Raw genomic sequence first — 18,763 nt, 5'->3', positions numbered from 1 at the left:
TTGCATGGAAGGAGAAAACACATGAGCAGTCTGTCCGTGGACGTTTACCCGAAACGAAGAAAAACGTATACCTGGCTCTTTTTTTTGCTTCCTTCAATCGCGATTATGCTCGTGTTTTTTATATATCCGATTCTGTTAACATTCTTCTATTCCTTCACCAATCTGGCGTTAACCGGCGAAGCGGCGAGGGAGCTTAAGTTTATAGGTCTTGACAACTATGCCCGGATGTTCCAGGACCCTACGGTTCGAATCAGTATATGGAACACGTTGGTTTTCCTCATCGGCTCGGCGGTGATCGGGCAGCAGGTGCTGGGATTTCTGATCGCGCTGCTGATGAAGCAGAGGAACAAGACGTTTCGGCGGGTGATTGGAACAATTGTGCTTGCGGGCTGGGTGACGCCCGAGATTGTGTGCGCCCTTTGCTTGTACAGCTTCTTCGGGGATGAAGGCACGCTGAATGCGATTATCACTTTTTTTGGATTTTCGGAAGTGACCTGGCTGTTTACCGTCCCGATGCTGACGATCATTCTTGCGAACATTTGGCACGGCACGGCCTTCTCGATGCTGGTATTTCAAGCTGCGCTGGATGATGTGCCTAACGAAATCGAAGAAGCGGCGGTGGTGGATGGGGCCTCCAAGTGGAAAATCTTCACGCGCATCATCCTCCCTTACATCAAAAGCACCATTACAACGAACATGATGCTGGTTACGCTGCAGACGCTCGGGGTGTTCGGGCTCATCTATGCGATGACCGGAGGCGGTCCGGGCAACTCCACGACAACCCTGCCGATTTTTATGTACAATCAGGCGTTTGTAAACTATCAATTAGGCTATGGAACCGCCATTTCGCTGCTGCTGCTGTTGATCGGGATTGTGTTAAGCCTGTTGTATATCAGGTCGATGAAAGAGTAACCAGAGGTGAGATCATATGAATGCCAAACAACGTAAATTAACCTATCGAATTCTGCCGTACGCGATCCTTACGGGGATCGGCATTTGCTTTGTGCTACCGCTGCTCTGGGTGCTTGTGGCTTCCGTCGATCCGAATGCGATGCAATCGCTGAAGATGCCCAGCAAGGTTACCGGCGCAAACTATGTAGAGGTGATTACCAGCAGCGAGAACCAGCGCGCTTATCTGATTGGTCTGGTGATGTCGCTTGGCCAAGCCGTATTGGTTGTCCTTCTGGCGCTGCTTGCGGCTTACCCGCTATCCCGTTATCAGATGAAATATAAGAAGCCCTTTATGCTGACCATTTTGTTTATGACATCGCTCCCGATTACGGCTGTTATGGTGCCTGTGTACCAGCTGTTCCTGGGGCTGAAGCTGTATGACAATATTTTGGGCGTCATCTTGTTCTATGTCGCGTCATCCATGCCATACGGGATCTGGATGATGAAGAATTTCATGGATTCCGTGCCGAGCGATCTGGAGGAAGCCGCCTGGGTGGACGGCGCATCGGTGTTTACGGGAATGCGCAAGGTGGTGGCACCGCTGATGGTTCCGGGTATTTGTACGGTGGCGATATTTACCTTCTCGGGCAGCTGGGGCAATTTCTTCGTTCCGTATATCCTGCTGCAATCGCCTGAGAAGTTCCCGGCTTCCCTGAAGCTCTATCAGTTCTTCGGGCAGTATGGCATGGTCGATTACGGCAGCCTGGCCGCCTTTTCGGTGCTGTACGCCATCCCGGCAATCATCATGTACATTCTCTCCCAGCAGTTCATGTCCAAGGGCTTCGGACTGCAGGGCGGAACGAAGGGATAGGGGCTAGCGATTAAGCTGTTGAGTGAAACCTCAACAGCTTTTTTTGTTGGAAGGATTTGTTATACTTTAGTCGTGTAGTTATATGATGGCGCGTACAGCATATATGCAATGATATCCTTAGCATGTTGAATGGAGGAGAACAAGTTGGGAGTTAAACGAATTGTTGCAAATGTCGCAACGAAGGATGTCGCCGCAGCCAAGACGTTCTATCAAGATGTGCTGGGTCTGGATATATTAATGGATCATGGGTGGATTGCCACTTATGGCTCGCAGGAGAGGATGAGCATACAGATCAGCTTTGCTTCCGAGGGAGGTGGCGGCACGCCCGTCCCGGATCTGTCGATCGAAGTGGATGATTTAGAGGCTGTGCTGGATGCGATGAGGCGGGCAGACTTTTCCATTGAATATGGACCCGTTGATGAGCCTTGGGGAGTAAGACGCTTTTTTGTCCGCGATCCGTTCGGGAAGCTGGTCAACATTTTGATGCATCTGTCACATGATTGAGTATATGTGGGTCAAGCTGGTATCCTCCCATGCATGCTCATATTCTACCCTGTACATAAGGATGAACACATATGATATACTGTTTATAATATAAACAATTATCAAATGACATCAGAAGCTAGGATGCAGAAAGGATACACTGTTTATGTCAAACGATGAGAATATGGATCCGGATATTGGATCCAAGCTGCCCGGAGGGGCGGCTCTGAGCTGGGGATTGGTAAAGCCGCCGCAGCGGGGACCGAAACGGGAGATGAGCCTGCCGCAGATTGTGCAGACGGCCATCGACATTGCTGATAAGGAAGGGCTGCCGGCGGTCTCCATGAATCGGATCGCATCCATTTTGGGTTTTACTGCCATGTCCCTGTACCGGTATATTTCCAGCAAGGATGACCTGTTGCTCCTGATGCAGGATGCCGTGTGCGATATTCCGATTCCGCCGGAAGATTCTGCAGACTGGCGCGAGAATATGCGAGTCTACGTCAAATCGACGATGCAGGTATTCCGGGATCACCCTTGGTTTGGAGACATTCCGATTACGGGTATTCCCATTACGCCGAACAATCTGCGATTTATCGATTGGGGTCTGCGGTTCATGAGGGATCTCCCGCTGAATGATTATGAGCGGATGTCATTGATTCTCTTGTTAAGCAATTATGCTAGATCAAGCGGCATGATGCAGCGGGATATGGACCGCGCCATACAGGCAGGCTCCACCCCGGAACAGTTCAGCGGAATCGATTATACGGCAGCGCTGAAACAGCTTGTGAAGCCGGAGCGGTTTCCGTTCCTGCATCCGGTTGTGATGTCGGGGGTCTATACGGAAGAGAATCAGGAAGAGAACCCTATCGGCAGCGACATTGATTTCGGGTTAGAACGCATTTTGGACGGCATTGATCATTATCTCCAGGCAAAGACACAGCCTGGAAAGTCGGACAAGTAATTTTATCGGTCAAAGTTACACGCCGTGGTCGATAAGAGAGTGCCGCAGCTGAGTAAAAAACCGATCCTCGCATGAGGATCGGTTTTTTGCTGGTTGATTAGGCCCAAAGCGGGCTTTTATCTAGCGTATGCATATTTAGCGTCGGCCGGCTTTTCTCTTAAACGTCCACATGCTCCATACTATGGACCCGACAAGGATGAACAGACACCATCCAATTGCCCAGCCGATATGACCCTGGATGGAACCTCCCGTCAGCAACCCACGAATGGACTCGATCACCGGCGTGATCGGTTGATTGCTTGCGACCCCTTGCAGCCATGTCGGCATCGTCTCGGTAGGAACGAAGGCGCTGGAGAGGTAGGGGAGGAAGAGCAGGGCAAATCCATAGCTGCTGGCTGCTGCCGGACTGCCTGCAACGAGGCCGATGGCGGCATAAAGCCAGGTGAAAGCAAAGATAAAGAGCGCGATCAAGCCGATGGCGAGAATCCAATCCAGAAGTCCGGCTGAAGGCCTGAATCCAACGAGCAGAGCCACAGAGATAACGACGCCAGTCGCCAGCATGTTTCGGGCAAGGCTGGCTACCACATGTCCTGTAATGACACTCATGCTTTGAATGGGCATGGTCCGGAAGCGGTCAATGATGCCATTGGTCATATCTTGGGAGACATCGACGGCCGTACTGGACGATCCGAAACCTGCGCATAGCAGAATGATTCCCGGCACCACGTAGTCTACATACTGTCCGCTGGGATCAATGGCGCCGCCAAATACATAGGTGAACAGCAGCATCAACATGATCGGCAGCATCATTGCCGTAATCATCGCCTCTGCGTTCCGGATGCTGTGACGTAAGCTGCGACCGATAAAGACGGTCTGGGTGACCGCAAAGGACGTTGTTTTTGTATTCGAAGCGGTTGCTCTCATTATATGATTTCCTCCAATTTCTTGTCGGTTAGCGACAGGAATACATCATCCATATTCGGTCTATGAAGACTTACGCGCGTCTCATTCGGTATCAGGCGAGTGAACTCTTGAAGCGTCTGCGCGACGTCCCCGATGCTGCCGCTTGTCGGAATCCTGTGAATCACCTCGTCGTGTTCGTTACGGAGCTCCAGCACTTCTCCTCCGACCCGGGTCTTCAGCTCGGCCGGACTTCCCTCAGCAACGACTCGCCCGCCATCCAGGACCGCGATCCGATCCGCGAGCTGATCCGCTTCCTCCAAATACTGCGTGGTCAGCAGTATGGTGATGCCCTGGCTCTTCAATTGTAGAATGATATCCCACAGGGTACGGCGACTGCGTGTATCCAGTCCCGTGGTCGGTTCATCCAGGAACAGCACGGGCCGTGACACGACAAGGCTGATCGCAAGATCAAGCCGTCTCTTCATCCCGCCCGAATACGTCTTCACGCGCTTGGCGGCAGCAGCAGCGAGATCGAATTGTTCGAGCAGTTCGGCGGTTCGCAGGCGCGCTTCCACTGCGGATAGACCGGATAGCCTGCATATCATCCGCAGGTTCTCTTCCGCGGTCAATACTTCGTCGACCGCAGCGAATTGGCCGGTCAGACTGATGGACTGCTGCACATCCTGCTTGTGATGGCGGAGATCATATCCGTTAATCCTCACGCTGCCGGCATCGGGCGTCACCAATGTGGACAGGATGTTGATCAGGGTTGTTTTGCCGGCCCCATTAGGACCAAGAAGAGCAAATACGTTTCCTTGCGGCACGCTCAGGTCGATCCCGTCCAGCACGGTTTGGTGCCCAAAGCTTTTGCGAAGTTGCCGAATCTCAACAGCATAGTTATTCATTGTCAGCACATCTCCCTTAATTTATTGTATATATAGTAAACAGTTTAATTGATAATTAGTATATTTCATAAACAGTTATTGTGCAATACGATTTTTTTGCGTTTGGAATTGCATGATGATAACAGGAGGATAGGGTGTCGGGGCATAAAAAAGAGCCTGACGCGATGTAACAAAACATCAAGTCAGGCTCTTATAGGGATTAGTTCATGGTAATATGCGATCTTAATCGTTAGGAACGATCGGATTCGTCATGAAGCTCCAGTTCAATGACGGTATTGCGTTTGTCGGGGAGCGGATAGGTGAAGTGTTCAGGCCGCGCGAAATTCACAAATGCGTCCTCGATGAATTCCGCTGCGCTCCATGGGCGGCTGAGGAACAATTCGTATCCGTCCGCGAGCAGACGGGCCTTCTTCACCTTGTCGGCCATGCCGATGAGATTGATCGGTCCGATGGACTCCTCAAAGACGTGGGCATACAGCTTATTGCCTTTTTGGGTGTACCGACCCCAATCCGGCTTCGGATAATCAGCGGCTGCGCAGCCATAGATGCTGTCTCCGTTCTTGCTCATCCAGTCACCGATTTCCTCCAGCACGTCGAGGCTCTCCCTCGGGATGACGCCTCTAGCGTCTGGTCCAACATTCAGCAGCATGTTGCCGTTCTTGCTGACGCATTCCACCAGCTTGCGGATGATCGTCGTTGCCGATTTGTAATTGCGGTCTGCGGCTGCATAACCCCAGTTGTTATTCAGCGTGATGCAGGCTTCCCATGGGATCGGGGCACCCGTCTGATCCACGACACCGTGCGGCGGAATGATCTGTTCAGGCGAAGCGAAATCCCCGCTGTAAACGGAAGGATCGGTAGTATAGATGCTGCCCCCGCTCTCGCCGCTTCCCTCCAGCCGGTTATCGATAAGAATATGAGGCTGAAGCTCGCGGATCATCTTCATCAACTCGGTGGCACGCCACACCTCGCCGCGCATCTTATCATAGGAAAAATCAAACCACATGATATCGAGCTTGCCGTAGCCTGTAAGCAGCTCCCGAACCTGGCCGTGCATGTAATCCAGGTATCGGTCGAAGTTTTTCGGATCGCGCTTGAAGGCTTCGTTCGCGCGCATGGGGTGAATGCGGTCTCCATAGGCCGGATAGTCCTCATGGTACCAGTCGATCAGCGAGAAGTAGAGCCCGACTTTAAGGCCTTCTTCACGGAAAGCTTCCAGAAACTCCTGCACGAGGTCCCGGCCGGCTTTGGTATTCGTTGATTTATATTCGGTCAGCTTGCTGTCGAACAAACAGAATCCGTCATGATGCTTGGCCGTCAGCACCGCATATTTCATGCCTGCTTTCTTGGCCGCTTTGGCCCACTCCCGAGGATTGTAGTCAACGGGATCAAATTCATCGAAATAGGTCTGATAGTCTTCGATGCTCATCTGTTCCGTGCTTCGAAGCCATTCGCCTCTGGCGGGAATGGAGTAGAGCCCCCAGTGGATGAACATGCCGAAACGGTCGTTCTGGAACCATTGCACGCGTTGGTTTCGATCGTGGATGACTTGATTGGTTGGAGTGGTAGTCGTTGTCATGGATTCAAACCTCCGATTCTTGGAATTGTCGAGTTTGATTTTAACAAGAATGTGTTAGTATGAATAGATAATTACTTAACTCTGACGGGTATTATAATAACTTTAGAGGATAATCGAAGATGAAGAATGAACGAAATGAACATGAAGCCATTCAGCAGATGCTCCTGAACATGCAGGTTCAGATCTGGGAGGCCGAAAGAACGCAGTGCTGGCCGGAGTGGAAGGAATTCGACTACACAGTGTCTTACAACAAGCTCTATTTTATCCTGGATGGGGAAGGATGGGTGAAGATCGGCGATGAAGAGCTGTATCCCGTTCCGGGTCAATTGGTTCTGATGCCGGCACGGACCAGGCAATCCTACTCCGTCATCAGCGGACGTCCCTATCTTAAATACTGGTCGCACTTCTCGGCGACCGTAGGCGATTCCGATGTGTTTTCCTGGCTGAACGTTCCTTATTGCTATGATTTGTCGGGCAACGCGGAGATGCCGTCATTATTCCAGCAGCTGGTGGATGCGCATCGTACCGATACCATCGCCGCGAGGTTAAAGGAAAAGTCGGTGATGCTGGACATCCTGTCCCGCGTGTTCGAGCACCAGCACCCGCAGATTCATACGGACAAAATGGAAGATATGGGCAGGCTCCACAAAGTGCAGCAGTACATTAAGAATCACCTGCATGAGGAGATTACGCTGGAGCAGATGGCGGGGACGCTGCATTTGCATCCGAATTATTTTATTAAGTACTTCAAACGGCATTTTGGGATCACGCCGCAGAAATATTTAAGCCTCAAGCGGATGGAGCAGGCCAAACTCATGCTGAGAACGACCCCTCTTAGCATCAAAGAAATTGCGGACGCAACCGGCTTTGAATCGGCAAATTATTTCTCGAAGACGTTTCGTAAAGAGGTTGGTTACAGCCCCTCAGAATACCGGAACAATATATAGCAAAAAAGAGGCCGTCCCTGAATTACCATCAGGGGAAAGCCTCTTTTCTTCTTATCAGGTTTACCTATAAACCTTTACCTCCAAGCGGTTTAAGCCTAAGCGGCTCCGCACCGGCAATCAGCTGCCGTCCGCGCTGCAGCAGCTCGGACGTATCGGCTCCTTGCAATGAAGCGGCATGCGCGTCTTGGCTGCTCCACAACTCCGTGACCCATACGGCATTCGGATCGCTGTCCGAAACGTTGACGATATAGAGTTCACAGTCTTTGTTAGCGCTAAGCATCGCTGCTGCTTCGAGCAGGATCTCCGCAAGTTCATCCCGTTTACCGGGATGGGCAATCAGCTTTCCGTACATCGCGAATTTCTCCATCGGGTTCACCCTTCCTTTTTGGTCATGCCGCTTAACATGCGTTCATAATGGAGCGCCATGCTTGTTGTAATCTCGGACAGTTTCAGTACGAGAGAAGCAGGCTCCAGAATGGTTAAAGATTTGCCGTAAGGGAGAAGAAAATAGGGGACATAGGACGTCAGCGAAGACGTATCCAGTCGGAAATGAGCTTCTCCATCACTGCGCTTCACAAGAGTATGTCCAAATAACCAATGCTGACTTAATTCATTCAGAACATGCTCATGGCCTTGGATGACGACCTGGATCAGTGGTTCATGGCTGCCTTGATCGGGCAGCAGACTGCCAAGCAGTACATCCTTGGCCGAAAAATCAGCGGGCCGTTCAAATCCATGCTCTGTCAGCTCCAGCTCAATCATCCGATCCACGCGAAAATTACGAATCTCTTGACGCAGATGGCAGAAGCCCGCAGCATACCATTGACCCTTCCAGTGGATGATGCCGTAGGGATCGAAGTTTCGGGTAACGCTGGCGCCTTCCCTGCCCTTCGAATACGTCATCTTCAGGGTTTGTCCTTGGGCTGCGGCACTTTCAAGCGTCTGAAGCAACGGCCGCAGTCCCTTATGGGCAGGAGGTTGCAAAACCGAGATGCCGCTGCTGTGCCGTTCGATCTGATGAAGCTGCTCCTCGTTCGTATAAAGCTTCAGCTTGTCGATCGCCCGCTGCAGTGCGTCCGTGAACGGATAGCCGCTTTCTTTGGCAAAGATCGAGGCATGCACCAATGCCTTCTGCTCTTCTGCATCAAACATCAGCGGGGATTCTGCAAACTGTCCGAGGATCCGAAAGCCGCCGTTCGGCCCGGAATCGGCGATGATGGGCGCGCCGCTGGCGCATAACGAATCGATGCAGCGGTACACCGTTCGAACATGGATTTCCAGCTCATCGGCGATTTGCTGCGCGGTCATCTTCTTGCCCGAGCGGAGCATCCACAGGATCGACAGCATATTATCTGCTTTGGACATCTAGATGCGCTCCTTCCAGATGGGATGATCCCGAATGTTTGCTTTTAAGTAGATTGTATCTTTTCTACACGAGCGGGTCCATTCCCTTGTCGATCCAGGAATCGTAAGTCGGACCGTAGAGCTCGGGAATCCGCAGGCCGGCTTGTCTCATTAGCACTGTCATCTGTCCGCGGTGATGGGCTTGATGAACCAGGGTAAAATGCAGGAATGCCGCATTTGCCCAAGGCTCTCCGTCGAAATCACGGGTAGAGCGAAGATCCTCTTCGCTCCACTGCGACTGCACCGCATCCAGAAAGGCATGCCGGATCCGGCGGTAACTGTCCTGAATCTCGGCGGCGGAACCCGGGATTTCCTGCTCGCGAGACGGAGCCTCAAATTGCAAACCGAGCATGGTCATGTACTGAATCGACATCACCAAATGCCAAGCCAGCTGACCGAGCGTGCGATGCTGTTCCGTTATGGCGGTTTTAAGCGAATCGTCGGTTAATGCGTCCATGACTTGTTCCGTAATACGTGCCTCTTTTAACCATTCTGTCGTAAAATCCTCTAAGCTCATGTTCATGTGTAACCCTCGCTTTGGTTTAGGATGTGTGCTGCAAAACGAGTATATAACAGCATTCCTGACAGTTACGGTCAGTGATTATGGGCGCAACGAATTTATTTATTCCGGTGTTTAGCTGGAGATTGATCTGCATGGTCTAATGAACCCTCTTCATTTATAATGTATGAGATTTAAAGATCGTGCAGGTTATCGAATATAGGGGGTGTACAGCATGCAGGACGCGATTCGCGAAATCCCGGGGGCTCATAAGTGGATTACCGTTCAAGCGGTTGACAAGGGCTGGTCGGCAGATCGTAAATTTTATGTACAGGATACGGAAGGCCGGGAGTGGCTTCTCCGATTATCCGATATCTCTCAATATGAGCGAAAGCGGTGGGAGTTTGAAGCGGTAAAAAAGCTTGATCCTATCGAAATGCGTACGTCTCGCCCGATTGATTTTGGCGTATGCCATGACGGCAGGCAAGTATTTTCCCTGTTTACATGGGTTCCGGGAGAAGATGCAAGGGATGCGATTCCATTGCTGGACTCTGAGGAGCAGTACCGGCTTGGCGTTCAGGCAGGCCAATATTTGAGCGAAATGCATCGCATTCCGGCTGAAAGCGGCTTGGACACATGGGCGGATTATTATAATTCCAAAATGGATAGGTACATCAAAAATTATAAGAACTGTGGCATCCAGGTCGCAGGTGCTGAGAACATCATTCGTTTTATGGAGGAGCATCGATATTTGCTTGATGAGCGGCCCCGTGCTTTTCAGCATGGGGATTATCATGTCGGCAATATGGTGGTTACTCCTGAAGGTGAGCTGGGCATCATCGATTTCAACCGGGCGGACTATGGTGACCCTTGGGAGGAGTTTAACCGGATTACGTGGGATGCCGCGGTTAGTCCGTGGTTCGCTTCCGGTCGTATTCACGGATATTTTCAAGGACGCGAGGTACCGGATTCATTTTTCAGATTAATGGCACTTTATATCGCGAGCAATCAGATTTCCTCGATTCATTGGGCGATTCCATTCGGAGAGCAGGAAGTGGAGGTTATGCTGAATCAAGCTCAAGAGGTTCTGAACTGGTATGAGGGGTTCCAGACGCATATGCCAAACTGGTATAAAGCGATGCCGAAGTCGTCCTAAACTATCGTCGATAGGATAGCAATCCAGAAGAATTTTTCGAAGCGGCTGCATGATACAATGACACCAAATCCCGAATGGAGGTTTGTACCTATGTCATCAGCGGATATTCAGTTTGTTGGCGGAAACAATATTGCGCTCAAAATTCCGAAGTACAAGTACGAGGAGACCGTACATTTTTACAAAGAGGTTTTGCAGCTGCCTTATTTGGGCTTTAAGGATGGTTCACACCTCTTTCAACACGGCCCGAACAATTTATGGCTGGATTGCATGACCCACTATGCTCAGCAGGATGTCTGGTTAGAGGTCACTACGGATCATCCCGAGGCGGCCGCTTCCTATTTGAGAGAGCACCAGGTGGATCGTAGGGATGAGGTGGAGGTTTACGAGAACTCGCGGGGCTACTGGATATCGGATCCGTGCGGGACGATCATCCGGGTGAATCCCGGAAAGGCAACTGAATAGGCGTCCGACCCGGTGTATGTGTTTCGTCTACTACGACACGTATCCTCAAGATGTGAGGTCATGTCGAAACGTCCAACACGCATCCAGCAAAATTTTATACTCACTCCCTAAATTCCATGAACCGGGACACAAAAAACCAAGCATCTCCTATCCAACAAAAGTTGCGACAGGGAATGTTTGGTTTATTCTTTTCGCTGTGAATGTACGCTACTACGGCTTCAGGACCACTTTGGTGCAGTTTTCTTCATGATCGCTAAATATCCGATAGGCATCGTGTGCTTGTTCCAATGGAAGCCGGTGAGATACAATCTCGGTTGGATCGAATTTCCCGGCGGTGATCTTCCTGAACAGCTCCGGCATATAATGGATGACCGGGGCTTGTCCCATGGTAAGGGTAATGTTTCGTTCAAAAATATGGCCCAGCGGGAACATGTTGTACAATGAACCGTACACGCCGGTCAGCTGAACGGTGCCGAATTTGCGAACGGCATCGAAGGCGATATCCATTGCGCTTAACGTTCCGCCCTGGAGCTTCAGCTTTTGACCGATGGCTTCCATGGTTGACTTCTTCCCGTCCATGCCAACGCAGTCGATCACAATATCCGTGCCGCCTTTTGTGATCTCACGGATGTACGCGCCCATATCATCATAGTCTTCAAAATTGTAGATCTCAACGTTGTTCATCTGTTTTGCTTTTTGCAGCCGGTAGGGAAGGCGGTCCACGGCGATTACCCGTTTAGCCCCCTTTATCCAGGCGAATTTTTGGGTCATCAGACCGACCGGTCCACAGCCGAGCACCGTGACGGTATCGCCCGGCTTCACGCCGGCATTCTCCACGCTCCAAAAGGCAGTAGGCAAAACATCGGACAAGAAGAGAAGCGCCTCATCCTCCAGCTCGCACGACTCCGGTATGACAAACGGCATAAAGTTCCCATACGGTACGCGAAGATATTCAGCCTGCCCGCCAGGATAGTTACCATAGCGTTCGGTAAAACCCAGGAACCCTCCGGTATGGACATCCGGGTTGCCATTGGAATGGTCGCATTGACTCTCCATATCATGATTGCAATAGTAGCAGTGGCCGCAAGAAACATTGAACGGAAGAACGACGCGGTCGCCTTTTTTTACACGGGTTACGTTAGCTCCGACCTCTTCTACGATCCCCATGGGCTCATGGCCGATCACGTAATCTTTAGCCGCAGGCAGAGCCCCTAGATATATATGAAGATCGGAACCGCAAATGGCAGTGGAGGTGATGCGGACGATAATATCATCCTGGGTCTGAATGGATGGATCCTGCACATGTTTGACCTGAATGTCTTTTGCACCTTGAAATGTGACTGCTCTCATACGTTCCCTCCTCATGTCATGTACATATGTTCTCTTTTTAATACCCGATATGCACTTTTATTAACATCCCCATCGCTATTTATGCATATGCGCTGCTACGCGCAAAAACATAGTTTGTTTGAAGAACGGCCAATGCTAAACGTAGTAAAATCACGGTGATATGATAACTGCTGATTCCATAAATGGAGGGGCTTAGAGTAATGACGAATGGCTAATCGTTATTTGGAGGCAAGATCGCGGTATACAAAACGAAGTAAATAATGAGCTGCTGACATTAACGAACGAGAAGGTTGGAGTGGACAGCGTGTCAAATGTAATTTCGGATTCTCCGGACACAGCGGACGTTATTTGATCCGATAAGAGCTAAACTTTGATTCTAGCGGACATGAGGTTCGTTATTTACTTAAAAAGCCCGTTTTTCCGCAGCGAAAAGTTAAATAGCGGACTTGGTGTCCGCTACCATATGAGAATGGCCTGAATCATGGCAAATAACGGATCTGAGGTCCGTTCGTAGCTGTTTGATTGGGGATGTAACCGTATGTTTGGGATGGCAGGCGTTTGTTTGGGGATCAAGTTTGGGGCCCGCATAGGGCCCCCCCTGGGAAGGACCCGCGACCCAAAAAACCGCGATATTTACAGCAGATGTTTGTTGTGAGGGCACGCCCATGGCTGATTTATTCGATTAATCGAAGCCGCAGGCCAACATGGCCAATTTCTTCGCTCATCAAGCCGCCCCAGGGATAAGCTTATGAATGGCGTAATAAGGGGTTTTTCATACAAACAAAAGAACGCGTATTGGCAGGGATTCGGTTATCCCGCCATACGCGTTCTTTTTTAGGATCTTTGCGATTACTCTTTGGGTTGTTGACGTCTACTTTTAGGGTGTTGACGTCTACTCTTTGGCCGTTGGCGTCAAAAGATTACACGAGCTTCAAATATTCAACGATCGTCAGCAAGCCTTTATCGAAATTCTCCAAATTCAAATGCTCGTTCGGAGCATGCAGATTCTCGTCCGGCAAGCCAAAGCCCATCATGACGGCAGGAGCGTCGAGCGTGCTGGACAGCTTCTCCACGATCGGGATGGAACCGCCATCCTTCGTAAAGAGGGCACGCGTTACGTAGACATGCTCGAAGGCGTCCGCGGCTTTTTGCAGCATGGGATGGGACGGATCGATGTTGAAGGCGAATGCCTTTTCCTTCGGTTTAAACGTAATCTTCGAACCGACTGGAGTGTGGGCATGCAAGTGTGCTTCAATTGCGTCAAGAACCGCTTGCGGATCCTGGTCCGCCACCAAGCGGCACGTAATTTTGGCATGGGCTTCCTTCGGAATGACCGTCTTGCTGCCTTCACCCTGGAATCCGCCGTATACGCCGTTCAGCTCAAGGGTCGGACGCGCTCCCACGCGTTCAACGAAGGAGAACCCTTCCTCACCGTACAGGGAATCGAGGCCAAGATCCTGCTTCAGCTTATCCTCGTCAAATTCCTGCTTGGCAAATTCCTCGCGCATTTCAGGCGACAGCTCGAGTACGCCGTCATAGAAGCCTTTTACGGCGACACGGCCTTGCTCGTCATGAAGCGAAGAGAGCAGGGAGACGAGGGCATGCAAGGCGTTAGGTACGCCGCCGCCATATGTACCGGAATGAAGATCGGTATTGGCTGTTTCCAGAGACAACTCCAGGGAGCACAATCCGCGAAGGCCTGTGGAAATGGCCGGTTTTCCAGGTGCGAGCAAGGACGTGTCCGAGATCACGATGGCGTCTGCGGCCAGCTTGTCCTTGTTGTTGTCAAGATAGAGCGGGAGGTTCGGGCTGGACACCTCTTCTTCGCCTTCAATGCAGAATTTGATGTTAACCGGAAGCTCTTTCTCTTGCTTCAAAATGGCTTCAACGGCTTTGACATGCAGGAAAAGCTGGCCTTTATCGTCCGTTGCTCCGCGTGCATACAATTTGCCGTTACGGATAGCCGGTTCAAAGGGCGGCGTTTCCCACAGATGAAGCGGGTCTACAGGCTGTACGTCATAGTGACCGTAGACGAGCACGGTCGGTTTGCCTTCGGCATGCAAATAGTCTGCTGTAATAATAGGGTGTCCTGCCGTTTGATGAACTTCCACATGTTCAAGGCCTGCTTCAGTCAGCTTGCCTGCGAGCCACTCGGCAGCCTTTGCCACATCGCCTTTGTGCTCGGACAGGGCCGAAATGCTCGGAATGGATAACCATTCCTTCAACTCATTTAGATGGGTTTCGCGGTGTTCAGCGAAATATGCATTATAATCAACGCTCATGATATAGGGATCCTCCTTCAATATACATTGGCATTCGATGGATGCCGTACCTTACTATTCTAACCGTTTTTCGAAGAATACGAAATATAGCGGGATTAATCTTGAAACTTGCCATGATTCAAATCCGGCTGTTGAAGTGCAAAATTGTCCAAAAGGTTTCTCCAGAACATCCGCAGTGCCGGACTGATCAGTTTATTGCGGTGCCGAACGGCATAAATCTGACGCTCGGGCAGCCAGGCCGGAATAGGTCGTGATTGGAGTTTCCCCTCTGCCAGGTCTTCTTGTATGGCAGCTTCTGCGATCATGCCATACCCCAGACGGTGCCGAACGGCTGCTTTAAGTGCTTCGGTCCCCGAGATTTCCAACGATATTTGAAGGTGGATTCGATGTTTATCTGCCCAGCGGTCAATAAGCTGTCTGCTGATGGAGCCGAGTTCATGTGAAACGAAGGGATGCTCGACCAGGTCGCCCGGCATTAAATCTCTTATGCTTGCAAAGGGATGATCCGGGGCGAATATAAGCACCAGATCATCATGGATCAGCGGCTGTACGATGAATTCCGGCTCATCCACTTGCGTGTTCGAGATGATGCCGACATCGAGCTCGTATTTTTTGATTTTTTCGAGAATATAGGCTGCCGGACGGACATCCAGCATGATGGACAGTCCTGGATAATTGAGCTTCAGCTGCTGCAAGAGCGGCGGCAACAGATAGGTGGCTGGCGTATGGGTGCTGCCAATGGCGAGAACCCCAGCGGCCGTACCACGGTATACGTCCATCGTCGATTCAGCCTGCTCGGACAGGGAATGGATCTGTGATGCGTAATGATAGAAGGCGTGGCCGGCTTCCGTAAGCTTGATGACATGATAGGACTTGGTATGAAACAGAGCGATGCCCAGCTCTTCCTGCAGCTTGTTCAGATGGAAGGTAACGGTTGGCTGGGTGATGCCAAGCCCTTGAGCTACAAGGTACAGCTTCTTCAGCTCCACAGTGAGTACAAACACTTTTAATTGCTGTAAGTTCATGTTGCTTTCCTCTCTTTCCATTTCATCATTGATAATCTTAATCTTATCTATCATTTGATAGATATTATTTAACTCTTTGTTAACGCAGCGATAATTTTTAATTGAATTTGGCGCGTTATGCTGAAATGGAACCAAGAAGGAAATCAGAAACAGGAGGGTGACATGAACAAAAAAAGAGGCTTTAAACATGGGATATTCATTGCATTAACTGCGCTGATGTTGTTGTTGTCGGCTTGCGCGCAATCGGATGGACAGCAAACGGTTCGATCTAAGGAAACGACCGGACCCATTACCAGCGGAAGCGGAAGTACCGCCGGACAGTCGGACGTATCCTTGACCAGCGACGACGCAGAGGATACCGGGGAAACAATCTACTTATACGGAAATGATTTTGTGGATTTCATTGCTCCGAAGTTTATGGAAGAGACAGGCTTCAAGATCGAAGCCGTGCATTATGGCGGGGGAGAAGCATTGGCCAAAATAGAGGCCGAGCAGGGGAACCCGCAGTGGGACGTGCTGATGATGGACGGTCACGGATCGGTGCGAAATTTAGCTGACCGCGATTTTCTGATGACAGGCTGGCAGCCTGAAAATCTGAGGAATCTGTCCGAGAACGGGAAGGCTTATGTGCCGGAGGATTTCACCTATTTCCCGGTCGGCATTCATGCAGCTGGCGTCATTGCTTATAACACGGATCGGGTATCCCCAGAGAAGGCTCCGACCACATGGGAACAATTTTTTGACTATGACGGTCCAGTTGGTCATGCAGATCCTGCTGTAGCAGCGCCTGCTTATCCGCTAGTATCTGCGTTTTTTGAACAGTGGGGCGTAGCGGAGGCGGAGCAGAAATATGCGCAGCGTTTTGAGAAGGGGCTTCATGTCTATCCCAAGAACGGCCCAGTAGGCAAAGCCTTGTTAAGCGGAGAGATCGAGGTTGCAGCACTTCAGGAGCACAATGCTTATGAACTGAAACTTGCAGGTGAGCCCATTGATGTGATTTGGCCGGAGGAGGGAGCGCCCGGGAGCCTTCGAGTGGTAGCGATCAGCAAACAGGCCAAGAATCCGGCTGCGGCCAAGGCGTTTGTTGAATATATGCTGAAACCCGAGACACAGCAGATGTTAACGGCGCTGGATTCAACGGACAGCTTCTTCACGCCGCTGGTTGAAGGTGTGCCGGCACGAAGTGAACGTGAACCAAACGGTGCCTTTATGCTGCCTTCTGCAAAGTGGGCCTCCGAGCATGAAGTTGAGATCAAAACCTGGTTTGCGGATCAAAACGTAAGGTAGGCAGATTACATGAATACTTCGGAAGCTCGCTATGGAGGCGGGGTAACCCTCCTCCTGTTTGTTTTTATTTTTTTGCCGCTGCTCGCCGTTCTGATCAACGTGATATTCCCCGGACTCTTTTTCGGGCAGATTCAATCCAGCAGCCTGGGTTTGATCGGAGAAATATTTTATCGACCGCTGTGGAAACAATCCCTTCTGAATTCAGTCACATTAGCGCTGGGAACGGCCACGTTCGGTACGATCATTGGAGGCGTACTGGCTACCATACGGGCAAGATGGAATTTTGCCGCAGCGAGATTGCTGGATATGACGGCTTGGGTGCTGCTGATCGCTCCCTCCTTCATGATTGCACAGGGTTGGGTATTGTTTGCCAGTGCGGATGGACTGGTTCATCAGTGGCTGGGTCTGACGTGGGTTACCTCGTTCATTTTTCAACCGGCCGGACTTGTGTTTGTCATGTCGCTTAGTAAATTTCCGCTGGCTTATCTGGCTATTATGGCCGCATCGGAATGGAACATCCGGCAGTTCGGTCACGCGGCCAGACTGAACGGCGCCAAGCCGTTCACCGTGTGGAGAACCGTTGAGCTGCCATTGGCGCTGCCTTCATATGCAGCGGGCTGGACCTTGGTTTTTATGGATTCAATCGGCGATTTCGGGCTGCCTGCCGCATTGGCAACGGTGTATAAATTTCCCACGCTGACCTACTCCATTTACTCGGCTATTTACCAGTCGCCTGTACGTTTTGATATGGCGGGGGTGCTGGCCTTTTACCTGGTCTTGATCCTGGCACTGGCGATGACCCTGCTTATGGTGACCCTTCGCAAATCCAGATTTGACTTTCTGAATGCAAGAGCCGTCAAGCTGGAGAAGGTGAAGCCGCGTTTTGCGTGGATCTACAATCTGTTGATTACGGTTTTTCTTGTTGTGAGCCTCGGGATTCCGATTGGGACGAGTGCTGCGGTATCTCTGCTGAAACAGGCAGGCGGCGGCCTGAATGCGGGCAATTTTACGCTCGATCATTATCGTGAATTATTTGCAGGGCAGGCTGGGGATCACCGGCTGCTGGGTTATCTGGAAGGAATGTATCATTCACTTGCCATTGCAGCCGCGGCCGCATTGTTTAGCATGCTGATCGGGTTTGTTGTTGCCTATATGCTGACCTTCACGGAGTCGAGGCTAAAACCGCTGCTTCAGCTGTTCTCTATCGTTTCATTGGCAGTGCCCGGCGTTGTTCTGGGAATTGGCTATATCTTTATATGGAATCAAAAATGGCTGGAACCGCTCGGTTTGCACTTGTACGGAAAGCCTTCGCTGCTCGTGATTGCGGGCATAGCCGGTGCCATCCCCTACGCGGTCAGGGTTCAGCTTGGAGCGTTCGGCAATTTGTCAGGCACGATGCTGAAGGCAGCCGCTATCCAAGGGGCAAGTGTATTCGAACGGATGCGGGATATCGTACTGCCCATGGTGCGTCAGTCTTTGCTTATTGCAATCCTGGCTTCGTTTGGAACCAGCGTGTTTGATTTGGCCCTCGCCTCGATGCTGAAACCGGCTAATTATTCGTTGATGCCGCTGGTTATCGACAGAGCTTTTGAATTCTCGCGCTATGGCTATGCTACGGCTGCTACCGTTGTAAGCTGCGGTACCGTGGTGCTGATTATCGTACTGCTTCAAGCAGCGGGGCGTCTTGTATTTCGATGGCTGGATGGCAAGAAATTGCGGTAGATGGAATTCGTTGTTGATAGAGTGTGATCAGAC

The 18,763-nt window shown here is 50.9% G+C and carries 18 protein-coding genes; 9 read left to right on the top strand and 9 right to left on the bottom strand.

All coding sequences use genetic code 11. The features are described 5' to 3' along the window. The first annotated feature begins 21 nt into the window (after nucleotides 1-21). The 4 genes from ABEW73_RS02555 to ABEW73_RS02540 all read left to right on the top strand — a co-directional run bounded on the left by ABEW73_RS02555 (nucleotide 22) and on the right by ABEW73_RS02540 (nucleotide 3,209). Complete coding sequence (locus tag ABEW73_RS02555) at nucleotides 22-912, top strand: carbohydrate ABC transporter permease (RefSeq protein ID WP_430171991.1); 891 nt, start codon at nucleotides 22-24, stop codon at nucleotides 910-912. 16 nt (nucleotides 913-928) lie between these two features. Next, nucleotides 929-1,762: a carbohydrate ABC transporter permease gene (locus ABEW73_RS02550; protein ID WP_430171989.1), complete on the top strand. Its 834-nt coding sequence runs from the start codon at nucleotides 929-931 to the stop codon at nucleotides 1,760-1,762. A gap of 144 nt (nucleotides 1,763-1,906) precedes the next feature. Continuing rightward, nucleotides 1,907-2,266, top strand: a complete 360-nt coding sequence (locus ABEW73_RS02545; protein ID WP_430171987.1) for a VOC family protein — start codon at nucleotides 1,907-1,909, stop codon at nucleotides 2,264-2,266. Nucleotides 2,267-2,411: 145 nt separating this feature from the next. Further along, the gene (locus ABEW73_RS02540; RefSeq protein WP_430171985.1) at nucleotides 2,412-3,209 is read left to right on the top strand and encodes a TetR/AcrR family transcriptional regulator; all 798 of its coding nucleotides are present in this window, start codon (nucleotides 2,412-2,414) and stop codon (nucleotides 3,207-3,209) included. Between the two features lie 135 nt (nucleotides 3,210-3,344). Here ABEW73_RS02540 and ABEW73_RS02535 read toward each other — a convergent pair whose 3' ends face one another. From ABEW73_RS02535 to ABEW73_RS02525, 3 genes are all read right to left on the bottom strand, one after another. Then, entirely contained in the window at nucleotides 3,345-4,133 is a 789-nt protein-coding gene (locus ABEW73_RS02535; protein WP_430171983.1) for an ABC transporter permease, read from the bottom strand. Continuing rightward, nucleotides 4,133-5,017, bottom strand: coding sequence for an ATP-binding cassette domain-containing protein (locus tag ABEW73_RS02530; RefSeq protein WP_430171981.1), 885 nt, complete (start codon nucleotides 5,015-5,017; stop codon nucleotides 4,133-4,135). The genes ABEW73_RS02535 and ABEW73_RS02530 overlap by 1 nt, the downstream gene beginning before the upstream one ends. A 229-nt stretch (nucleotides 5,018-5,246) precedes the next feature. Continuing rightward, complete coding sequence (locus ABEW73_RS02525; RefSeq protein ID WP_430171979.1) at nucleotides 5,247-6,596, bottom strand: alpha-L-fucosidase; 1,350 nt, start codon at nucleotides 6,594-6,596, stop codon at nucleotides 5,247-5,249. 119 nt (nucleotides 6,597-6,715) lie between these two features. Between ABEW73_RS02525 and ABEW73_RS02520 the strand changes: the two genes are divergently transcribed. After that, entirely contained in the window at nucleotides 6,716-7,543 is an 828-nt protein-coding gene (locus tag ABEW73_RS02520) for an AraC family transcriptional regulator (RefSeq protein WP_430171977.1), read from the top strand. A 64-nt stretch (nucleotides 7,544-7,607) separates the two neighbouring features. Here the strand turns inward: ABEW73_RS02520 and ABEW73_RS02515 are convergent, their stop codons facing one another. The 3 genes from ABEW73_RS02515 to ABEW73_RS02505 form a co-directional block, all read right to left on the bottom strand. Then, nucleotides 7,608-7,910 carry a putative quinol monooxygenase gene (locus tag ABEW73_RS02515; RefSeq protein ID WP_430171975.1) on the bottom strand — a complete coding sequence of 101 codons (303 nt, stop codon included), beginning with the start codon at nucleotides 7,908-7,910 and terminating at the stop codon, nucleotides 7,608-7,610. Between the two features lie 5 nt (nucleotides 7,911-7,915). After that, nucleotides 7,916-8,908, bottom strand: coding sequence for a helix-turn-helix transcriptional regulator (locus ABEW73_RS02510; RefSeq protein ID WP_430171973.1), 993 nt, complete (start codon nucleotides 8,906-8,908; stop codon nucleotides 7,916-7,918). 64 nt (nucleotides 8,909-8,972) lie between these two features. After that, nucleotides 8,973-9,470: a DinB family protein gene (locus ABEW73_RS02505; RefSeq protein WP_430171971.1), complete on the bottom strand. Its 498-nt coding sequence runs from the start codon at nucleotides 9,468-9,470 to the stop codon at nucleotides 8,973-8,975. Between the two features lie 211 nt (nucleotides 9,471-9,681). Between ABEW73_RS02505 and ABEW73_RS02500 the strand changes: the two genes are divergently transcribed. Both ABEW73_RS02500 and ABEW73_RS02495 read left to right on the top strand, forming a co-directional pair. After that, the gene (locus ABEW73_RS02500) at nucleotides 9,682-10,602 is read left to right on the top strand and encodes an aminoglycoside phosphotransferase family protein (protein WP_430171969.1); all 921 of its coding nucleotides are present in this window, start codon (nucleotides 9,682-9,684) and stop codon (nucleotides 10,600-10,602) included. 90 nt (nucleotides 10,603-10,692) lie between these two features. Continuing rightward, the gene (locus ABEW73_RS02495) at nucleotides 10,693-11,064 is read left to right on the top strand and encodes a hypothetical protein (RefSeq protein ID WP_430171967.1); all 372 of its coding nucleotides are present in this window, start codon (nucleotides 10,693-10,695) and stop codon (nucleotides 11,062-11,064) included. A gap of 210 nt (nucleotides 11,065-11,274) precedes the next feature. On the opposite strand, the gene ABEW73_RS02490 is transcribed toward ABEW73_RS02495, so the two are convergent. From ABEW73_RS02490 to ABEW73_RS02480, 3 genes are all read right to left on the bottom strand, one after another. Continuing rightward, entirely contained in the window at nucleotides 11,275-12,414 is a 1,140-nt protein-coding gene (locus ABEW73_RS02490) for a zinc-dependent alcohol dehydrogenase (RefSeq protein ID WP_430171965.1), read from the bottom strand. Nucleotides 12,415-13,334: 920 nt separating this feature from the next. Then, nucleotides 13,335-14,696 (bottom strand): dipeptidase, encoded by a 1,362-nt coding sequence (locus ABEW73_RS02485; protein ID WP_430171963.1) that lies wholly within the window; start codon nucleotides 14,694-14,696, stop codon nucleotides 13,335-13,337. A 95-nt stretch (nucleotides 14,697-14,791) separates the two neighbouring features. Continuing rightward, nucleotides 14,792-15,721 (bottom strand): LysR substrate-binding domain-containing protein, encoded by a 930-nt coding sequence (locus tag ABEW73_RS02480; RefSeq protein WP_430171961.1) that lies wholly within the window; start codon nucleotides 15,719-15,721, stop codon nucleotides 14,792-14,794. Between the two features lie 162 nt (nucleotides 15,722-15,883). Here ABEW73_RS02480 and ABEW73_RS02475 point away from each other — a divergent pair, with 162 nt between their 5' ends. Beyond that, a complete protein-coding gene (locus ABEW73_RS02475; RefSeq protein WP_430171959.1) occupies nucleotides 15,884-17,008 on the top strand; it encodes an extracellular solute-binding protein in 1,125 nt (374 codons plus the stop codon). Between the two features lie 9 nt (nucleotides 17,009-17,017). Further along, nucleotides 17,018-18,730: an ABC transporter permease gene (locus ABEW73_RS02470; protein ID WP_430171957.1), complete on the top strand. Its 1,713-nt coding sequence runs from the start codon at nucleotides 17,018-17,020 to the stop codon at nucleotides 18,728-18,730. The last annotated feature ends 33 nt before the right edge of the window (nucleotides 18,731-18,763 follow it).

The organism is Paenibacillus lautus (assembly GCF_050482385.1).
GTDB lineage: Bacteria > Bacillota > Bacilli > Paenibacillales > Paenibacillaceae > Paenibacillus_AQ > Paenibacillus_AQ lautus_B.
The sequence above is the reverse complement of the archived record's forward strand: the minus strand, read 5'-3'. Positions and strand labels throughout refer to the sequence as shown.

Excerpts from the sequence above, each read along its gene's own strand:
- ABEW73_RS02475 (WP_430171959.1), top strand. The coding sequence starts at position 15,884 with ATGAACAAAAAAAGAGGCTTTAAACATGGGATATTCATTGCATTAACT.
- ABEW73_RS02535 (WP_430171983.1), bottom strand. The coding sequence starts at position 4,133 with ATGAGAGCAACCGCTTCGAATACAAAAACAACGTCCTTTGCGGTCACC.
- ABEW73_RS02495 (WP_430171967.1), top strand. The coding sequence starts at position 10,693 with ATGTCATCAGCGGATATTCAGTTTGTTGGCGGAAACAATATTGCGCTC.
- ABEW73_RS02490 (WP_430171965.1), bottom strand. The coding sequence starts at position 12,414 with ATGAGAGCAGTCACATTTCAAGGTGCAAAAGACATTCAGGTCAAACAT.
- ABEW73_RS02520 (WP_430171977.1), top strand. The coding sequence starts at position 6,716 with ATGAAGAATGAACGAAATGAACATGAAGCCATTCAGCAGATGCTCCTG.
- ABEW73_RS02500 (WP_430171969.1), top strand. The coding sequence starts at position 9,682 with ATGCAGGACGCGATTCGCGAAATCCCGGGGGCTCATAAGTGGATTACC.
- ABEW73_RS02510 (WP_430171973.1), bottom strand. The coding sequence starts at position 8,908 with ATGTCCAAAGCAGATAATATGCTGTCGATCCTGTGGATGCTCCGCTCG.
- ABEW73_RS02555 (WP_430171991.1), top strand. The coding sequence starts at position 22 with ATGAGCAGTCTGTCCGTGGACGTTTACCCGAAACGAAGAAAAACGTAT.
- ABEW73_RS02515 (WP_430171975.1), bottom strand. The coding sequence starts at position 7,910 with ATGGAGAAATTCGCGATGTACGGAAAGCTGATTGCCCATCCCGGTAAA.
- ABEW73_RS02530 (WP_430171981.1), bottom strand. The coding sequence starts at position 5,017 with ATGAATAACTATGCTGTTGAGATTCGGCAACTTCGCAAAAGCTTTGGG.
- ABEW73_RS02525 (WP_430171979.1), bottom strand. The coding sequence starts at position 6,596 with ATGACAACGACTACCACTCCAACCAATCAAGTCATCCACGATCGAAAC.
- ABEW73_RS02480 (WP_430171961.1), bottom strand. The coding sequence starts at position 15,721 with ATGAACTTACAGCAATTAAAAGTGTTTGTACTCACTGTGGAGCTGAAG.
- ABEW73_RS02485 (WP_430171963.1), bottom strand. The coding sequence starts at position 14,696 with ATGAGCGTTGATTATAATGCATATTTCGCTGAACACCGCGAAACCCAT.
- ABEW73_RS02505 (WP_430171971.1), bottom strand. The coding sequence starts at position 9,470 with ATGAACATGAGCTTAGAGGATTTTACGACAGAATGGTTAAAAGAGGCA.
- ABEW73_RS02540 (WP_430171985.1), top strand. The coding sequence starts at position 2,412 with ATGTCAAACGATGAGAATATGGATCCGGATATTGGATCCAAGCTGCCC.
- ABEW73_RS02550 (WP_430171989.1), top strand. The coding sequence starts at position 929 with ATGAATGCCAAACAACGTAAATTAACCTATCGAATTCTGCCGTACGCG.
- ABEW73_RS02470 (WP_430171957.1), top strand. The coding sequence starts at position 17,018 with ATGAATACTTCGGAAGCTCGCTATGGAGGCGGGGTAACCCTCCTCCTG.